The sequence below is a fragment of the Lachnoclostridium sp. MSJ-17 genome, from assembly GCF_018918205.1.
In the GTDB taxonomy this organism is placed as follows: domain Bacteria; phylum Bacillota; class Clostridia; order Oscillospirales; family Acutalibacteraceae; genus Ruminococcoides.
In genome coordinates this window covers 20,722-27,726 of the sequence record NZ_JAHLQB010000046.1, presented here as the reverse complement: position 1 = coordinate 27,726, position 7,005 = coordinate 20,722, and the positions used below count along the sequence as shown (strand labels likewise).

The following is a 7,005-nucleotide window of genomic DNA, read 5'->3' as shown; positions in this document are numbered from 1 at the left end:
AGGTATTGCTCAAGAGTGAGGGTTTCAAACATGCCCTGCCTGTAATCGGCAAGCAGGTCGGTTCCTTTGAGCACATGAAGGAGCTGCAGCTTCACTCCTTCGCTTCTCTCCCCCGCGTACCTCACGGTTTGAAGCATCATTTCTTTGTTCTCACCCGGCAAGCCGAGTATTACATGTGTTATCACACTCACCCCTGCTTCACGGAGCTGAGCGACCGCCTTGTTATAGACCCCGAGAGGATAGCCGCGGCGGATATACTCAGCTGTCTTCGCGTGTACCGTCTGCAATCCCAGCTCTACCCATACGGGCTTGATCTGATTCAGCTCCGAGAGGAGGTCAATTACCTCTTTTCCCAGGCAGTCGGGTCTTGTCGCGATCGAAAGAACGGCGATTTCATCGGGAAGAATCGCTTCATAAAAAATCCTTCTCAGGTACGAAACATCGGCGTAGGTGTTTGTAAATGGCTGAAAATAGGCAATAAAGCGCCTGCAGCCGGTCTTTGCGGATATGCGCAGCTTTGCCTGTTCGATCTGTCCGCTGACGCTGAGATTTCTGTCGGCGGAGAACTCACCCGAACCGCCGCCGCTGCAAAATATACACCCGCGGCTGCCCAGAGTACCGTCGCGGTTGGGACAGGTCATACCGCCGTCGAGGGAGATCTTGTAGACCTTCTCGCCGAAGGTGTTTTTTAAATATTCGTTTAAGGAATAATAATACATATTTCACCAAAAGCAAAAGACCAACCTCGCGGTCAGTCTTTCTACTAATAAAAGGAACATCTATGAAAAAATGGTGGTAAACTTTTTTTACAGCCTTTCCTGTTGCTGTGACTATATATTACCGTCCGTTTGTGAAAACTATTTGAAGTTTTATGAAAACATAGGTGAAACTTTTAAAATGCCGCCCGCCGTTAATTCTTTAGGTATTCCAGAAAGCGCGAGTATAAGCTGTCCTCAAGCTCCTTGAGCTCCTTGTCGACTCCGTCGCTCTCGAACATTCTCGCGTATTTGGTGAGAGCCACAAACGCGCCTATGAGATTTTTGCGCACCTCATCCTGGAGCTCGTCGCTGAGGGTATTGCCGCAGGATAACCCGAGATACAGGCTTCCGTCGTTGAGCTGCGAGGAGATAGACGCGGTTTTCAGCTCAAAGGTATTTACCCTGTGAATGCCCTCACAAAATTCTTTAAGAGAAAAATGCTCCATATTCTCGTCAAACTCGCCGTCATCCTGAGCAAGCTCGTCCTCGCAATCCGCGAGCGAAAACTCTAGATCGGTGAGAAACTTATATCGATACTCTGTGTACGGAGCGATCACGCTGAACAGGCGCATGGCGTAAACCGCGTTCTCAAGGCATGCAAACGCCGCATACTGCATATGGCTGTCGTTGAGCCGCAGGAAGCTGTAGAGATTCTGGTAAACCGACTTGTTGACCGCGATCAGTACAAGTCTGTCGTTCTCGCTGAAATCGGCGCGCTCGGGGCTCGCGAGAAATTTCATCGTAAATTTATACGACTTATTTACATAGTCCGAAAAGCCGCGCAGAAATTCATTCAGAAGTCCGGCTCTGTTAATTGTAAATTCAAACATAATCTCACCTGAATAATTCTAATTCCGAATTATATAAGTCGTTTCGGGTAATATCCGCGTCGTATTCAACTCCGTTTTCACGGGACAGAGCGGAAACTATAAGCTGAGGATTGACGTTGTCGCTGCTGCCCGCCGATAAAATCACGTCAAGCTGTGCGCAGTCAAACATCTCCTTTAACTCATAGCTGCGTACGCCCTGCTTGATGTCGACGGTTTTCATGCCCTTCTTGGACTTCTTTTCTATTTCGATGACCTCACGGCTCAGAAGCTCCCTGAGCTGTGCGGTCACTACCGACGACGAAAGCCTGTCCGCGCTTATCCGCATCGTAAATGACGCGAACGCGACCTTGCCCGCCTTCATCACAACCTCCGTCGCGTCGAACACGCGTATTCCGCGCGGCAGACAGGGATTGAGCCTGTCCGGAATCGTCTTTATGTCAAGGCTGTCGTCCTCAAGCTTTACGTCCATGCACTCGTTAACGCCGCGGAAGCCGAGAGACAGCGGCAAGGGAAATGTCGCAAACGGGTGCGGATTAAAGCCCTCAGTGTGCCATATCGGAAGCTTGCTCTTGTGGAGAGCGCGAAGCATTACACGGTTGAGGTCGAGGTGGGAAATATAGCGGCACTCATAGTCCTTCTTAAACCATATCCTGACGTTTCTCAAAGCAAACTCCCTCCCCGTATTTTGCCGCTCCGCAGCCGCTGCATTTCAGACGGCAGTGCGGTGTGGTCGTGTTATTATATGCCTTTTGGCATTCCTTAATCAAAAACTGCTTGCTCACGCCATAGTCGATGTGATCCCACGGCAGGATTTCGTCGAAGGAGCGGCGGCGGTTCGCGTAAAACGCCGGGTCGATACCGCATTCCTCGAAAATATCGAGCCATTTTTGCAGATCAAAGCAATCGTTCCAGCCGTCAAAATGGAAGCCTCTTTCGCAGGCAAGCGCCATCGCCTTTGACAGCCTTCTGTCACCGCGTGCGAAAACCGCCTCGAGGAAACTGGTGTCCGCGTCGTGATAGTTAAAGGTTATTTTCTTCGTGATAATGCTCTCCTTGATATGCTCCTGCTTCTCGTGCAGAACGGGAATAGTGTCCTGCGGCTCCCACTGGAAGGGTGTGAACGGCTTAGGCACAAAGGAGGACGCGGAAACCGTCACGCGGACGGACTTGCCCTTTGAGCGGTTCGGAGTCTGATAATATGTATCAACTACCGACTGACCGAGATGCGCGATATCCGCGACGTCGTCCATTGTCTCCGTCGGCAGACCTATCATAAAGTAAAGCTTGACGGTCGTCCAGCCTCCTGCGAACGCGGTCGCGCAGGTCTGCATAAGCTCGTCGTGGCGGACATTCTTGTTTATAACGTCGCGCATTCGCTGACTTCCCGCCTCGGGCGCAAAGGTCAGACCGCTCTTGCGCACGGTTTTTATCTTGTTCATGATCTCGTCGGTAAAGCCGTCGACTCGAAGCGACGGAAGCGAAATACTGACCTTTTCGTCGCCGCACCAGCTTGTCAGCTTTTCGAGCAGCGGCACGATCTGACTGTAGTCGCTCGAGCTCAGCGACGACAGTGACACCTCGTCATAACCGGTATTCATGCAGAGCTTTTTGCACTGCTCGTTGATGACCTCGGGCGACTTTTCGCGGACGGGACGGTAAATGAAGCCCGCCTGACAGAAGCGGCAGCCGCGGATACAGCCGCGGAAAATCTCCTGCACGGCGCGGTCATGGACGATTTCTACGTTCGGTACAACGAAATTGTCGGGATAATAACTCTCGTCCATTTTTTTCATCAGGCGCTTGTGAATGACAGCCGGAGCGCTTCCCTTCGGAGTAAACGCGGCTATAGTTCCATCGTCATTGTAGCTTACCTCGTAGAGAGAAGGCACGTAAACGCCCTCTATCCGGGCGCAGCGTTCCAAAAATTCCGCCTTGCTTTCTCCGTTCGCCCTGCACTCGCGGAAAAGCTCCATGACCTCGAGGTCTACCTCCTCGCCTTCGCCGATAAAGAACATATCGACAAAATCAGCAACCGGCTCGGGATTGCAGGCGCAGGGGCCACCCGCGACTACGATATTTTTCAGCTCCGTCCTGTCGCGCGAATAAATCGGCACATTGCTCATCCTGAGCATGTTGAGCATATTCGTGTAGCTGAGCTCATACTGGAGAGTGAAACCGATAAAATCAAAATCGGATACGGGGTCGCCGCTCTCGAGAGCGTACAGCGGGATATTGCGCCCGCGCATCAGCTCCTCCATATCTATCCAAGGCGCGAAAACCCGCTCGCACCAGATATAATCAACGCTGTTGAACAGGCTGTAGAGAATTTTCATGCCGAGATGCGACATTCCCACCTCGTATGTGTCGGGAAAACAGAAGGCAAAGCGGACGTCCACCTTGCGTTTGTCCTTTATGACCTCATTTAGCTCTCCGCCGACATAGCGTCCGGGCTTCTGAACCTTCAAGAGCAGTTTTTCTACTTCCTTGCTGACCATGGCAACCTCCGTCAGTAGTATTTTTCCTGCCTTGTCAGCAGCGCGAAAATCAGGTACACGCAGACAAAGAGCAGTGAAAAGTTGTAATGAGAGTGGAAAAGAATCACAAACCCCAGCGCGGCGAGAGGAAAAATGCAGATAAACGTAAGGCGGCAGACGATTTTTTCCGCCTGCTCCGGCGAACGCCTGCGGCAAAGAAAAATATAGAGCAGCTGTCCGCCGTCGAGTGACATCACGGGCAGCAGATTGAACAGTCCGACCGAGAGATTCGCCGCCGCGAAAGGGAGAATTTTTTCCGTTCCACATAAGTATAACAGAAAAAGCGGCAGAACACAAATAAAATTCGATGCGGGACCGAAAAAAATTATAAGAAGGTTCTCCCGCCTGCTTCTCTCCTGCCTCGACGGGTCGGAAATGGAGATTTCGAAAAGCAGGATTTTAATTCTTTCAGGGAAATATCCGAGAATCATCATTGTAATCAGGTGTCCGCTCTCGTGAATGATCACAGCCAGAACGCAATAGCAAAAGCTCTGAAAAATGCCGAGGATAACGCTGATCGCGGCAAGGCACAGCAGCAGATATGATATTTCGAAGTGTATTCCGCAAAGCTTAAACCTCATCGGCAGTCGCCTTTTCGGTAAGAATACTCAGGTCGGATTCATTTCTCCCGTCAAAAATCGCCGTGTTGTTCAAGGCTCCGACATACCACTCGTGAACGCTCCGGTAAAGCTCTCCCCCGATGCTTTTCAGGACAAAGGCGGCAAGCGCAATCAAAAGACACAAAACGAGCTGCGCGGTCAGCAACAGCTGCTTCGGCGGCTTTATCGGCTTTGGTTCAGTATTATCATTCACAGGCGTCGGTTCGATAATCACAGGCGTCTCACTTTCGCTCACGCTCTGCCAGCCTTCGTCATATGTAATAATGTCCCTGTTATCTTCCAAAAAAATCACCTCAGTGCAAATATATGCGCTGAGGTGTGATTTAATCAATTGAGTTTTTTGAAATCGTTCCTCACCAAATCGAGGAAGAAGAATATCGCGAGAATAAGACAGCCGATCTCCGCAATCGGGAAGGCATACCAAACCGCGCTGACTCCGACAGTTACTGAGAGAATAAACGCAGCCGGAAGCAGGATAACCAGCTGACGGCAAACCGACATCAGCAGACTGCGCACGCCCTTTCCGACCGCCTGAAACAGCGTGGTGAACAAGATGCCCGCCGCTGCCGGAAGGAAGCAAAGGCTGACTGTTCTGAACGCGGGAACTCCGACTTCCATAAGCTCCCGTCCGCCGCCGAACATCGAAATCAGCACGTCGGGAATCAGCCACATAAGCAAGACGCCGACAGACATGATAATAACCGCAATGACGATTCCGCACTTGAGAGCGGAATACACGCGTTTTCTGTTGCGCGCGCCGTAGTTGTAGCCGATAACGGGCATAACGCCCTGATTGAGTCCGAAGCAGGGCATAAATACAAAGCTCTGGAGCTTGAAGTAGATTCCGAAAACAGTTACCGACACTGCGGAACCCGCCGCCATGAATATCGCGTTTATTCCGAGCATCATAACCGCGCCTATCGACTGCATAATAATAGAAGGTAAGCCAACGGAATAGATATTCTTTATAATCGCGCCTTTCAGCTTGAAGTTTTTGAAGCTGACCTTGACCTCGTGATTTTTCTTGAAAAGAACTATAATCGAGAAAACCATACCGCAGAACTGTCCGAAAACAGTCGCGATTGCGGCGCCGGCAACTCCGAATTCCGGGAAAATACCGATTCCGAAAATCATAAGCGGGTCGAAGATGATATTAACCACAGCTCCCATAAGCTGAAAGAGCATGGGATAAATCATGTTTCCCGTGGCTTGAAGCGTCTTTTCGATCATTATCTGGACAGTCGCAAAGCCTGAGAAGCAAAGCACGATCGTGAGGTACTGAACTCCGCAGTCGGCGGTATGCGCGTCAGTAGTAAACAGCCCCATGAAAGGTCTGACCGCGAAAAGTCCTATCAATAAAAATACCGCGTAGGTAAACAGGCAGGTGACAAGTCCGTGAGTCGCGGCGGAATTCGCCATATCAAAATTCTTCTCGCCGAGCTTTCGCGAAACAAGAGAGTTTACGCCGATAGCCGTACCGACCGACGCCGCTATCAGGAAAAGCTGCAACGGATACGCAAGCGAGATCGCCGTAAGACCCGCCTGATCGTAGTTGCCGATAAAAATACTGTCAACCACATTGTACATCGCCATGATCGTCATCGAAAACATCGCAGGCAGCGACATCGACAGAATTAGCGGCAGCATGGGCTTTGTGCCCATCTTGTTTTCAGTTCTTATTTCGTTACTCATGCTTCATCTTCTTTCTTCTTACTCTTTGATATACAAAATAAAACAGCAGCATTACGGCAGTTCCGAGGACTACGCCGGAAAAATCGATCCACATATCGGCAATCATTCCCGCCCGTCCCTCGGAAAAAAGCTGGATCGTCTCGTCGATAAACGCCGTGCCGAGTCCGGCGAAAAACACATAAGCCAGATACCTGTACGGCTTGAAACGGTCAAATGAATAGGCGCAGCTTGTCAGAAGCATTCCGATCGCGGTATATTCCGAAAAATGCGCAAGCTTGCGGACGATATGCTCGGTAAGCTCCTCTCCCGCACCGAAAAATCTCAATATTTGGTAAATCACCGCAAAAGCTCCCTCGCTTTCCTTTGACGAGAGGTCGGCAGGCATTGCGGAATGCACAAAGGCAAAGACAATCGCCGCCGCGGTCAAAATAAATACTATAACCCGGAAACGGGAAGTCGCTCGCTTATCCATTTCATCACTCCTCTGTATATTTTACATCAAATAAAGTGAATGTCAATGAATATGAATACTTTTTAACCTTATGTGTCAGTTTTTACGGAAAGAATTGAT

The 7,005-nt window shown here is 50.2% G+C and carries 8 protein-coding genes; all 8 read right to left on the bottom strand.

All coding sequences use genetic code 11. The annotated features are described in order from the left end of the window. The coding region (locus KQI64_RS04050; protein WP_216523452.1) for a TIGR01212 family radical SAM protein at positions 1-719 on the bottom strand (719 nt) is incomplete at its 3' end. 191 nt (positions 720-910) lie between these two features. Next, positions 911-1,588 carry a hypothetical protein gene (locus tag KQI64_RS04045; protein WP_216523451.1) on the bottom strand — a complete coding sequence of 226 codons (678 nt, stop codon included), beginning with the start codon at positions 1,586-1,588 and terminating at the stop codon, positions 911-913. A gap of 4 nt (positions 1,589-1,592) precedes the next feature. Beyond that, positions 1,593-2,252, bottom strand: coding sequence for a TIGR03936 family radical SAM-associated protein (locus tag KQI64_RS04040; RefSeq protein WP_216523450.1), 660 nt, complete (start codon positions 2,250-2,252; stop codon positions 1,593-1,595). Next, positions 2,227-4,083: a TIGR03960 family B12-binding radical SAM protein gene (locus KQI64_RS04035; RefSeq protein ID WP_216523449.1), complete on the bottom strand. Its 1,857-nt coding sequence runs from the start codon at positions 4,081-4,083 to the stop codon at positions 2,227-2,229. Before KQI64_RS04035 ends, KQI64_RS04040 begins: the two co-directional genes overlap by 26 nt. Positions 4,084-4,094: 11 nt before the next feature. Next, positions 4,095-4,703, bottom strand: a complete 609-nt coding sequence (locus KQI64_RS04030) for a site-2 protease family protein (protein ID WP_216523448.1) — start codon at positions 4,701-4,703, stop codon at positions 4,095-4,097. Then, complete coding sequence (locus KQI64_RS04025; protein ID WP_216523447.1) at positions 4,693-5,025, bottom strand: hypothetical protein; 333 nt, start codon at positions 5,023-5,025, stop codon at positions 4,693-4,695. Before KQI64_RS04025 ends, KQI64_RS04030 begins: the two co-directional genes overlap by 11 nt. A 44-nt stretch (positions 5,026-5,069) precedes the next feature. Further along, positions 5,070-6,434, bottom strand: coding sequence for an MATE family efflux transporter (locus tag KQI64_RS04020; RefSeq protein ID WP_216523446.1), 1,365 nt, complete (start codon positions 6,432-6,434; stop codon positions 5,070-5,072). Beyond that, positions 6,427-6,906 carry a VanZ family protein gene (locus KQI64_RS04015; RefSeq protein WP_216523445.1) on the bottom strand — a complete coding sequence of 160 codons (480 nt, stop codon included), beginning with the start codon at positions 6,904-6,906 and terminating at the stop codon, positions 6,427-6,429. The genes KQI64_RS04020 and KQI64_RS04015 overlap by 8 nt, the downstream gene beginning before the upstream one ends. Between the last annotated feature and the right edge of the window lie 99 nt (positions 6,907-7,005).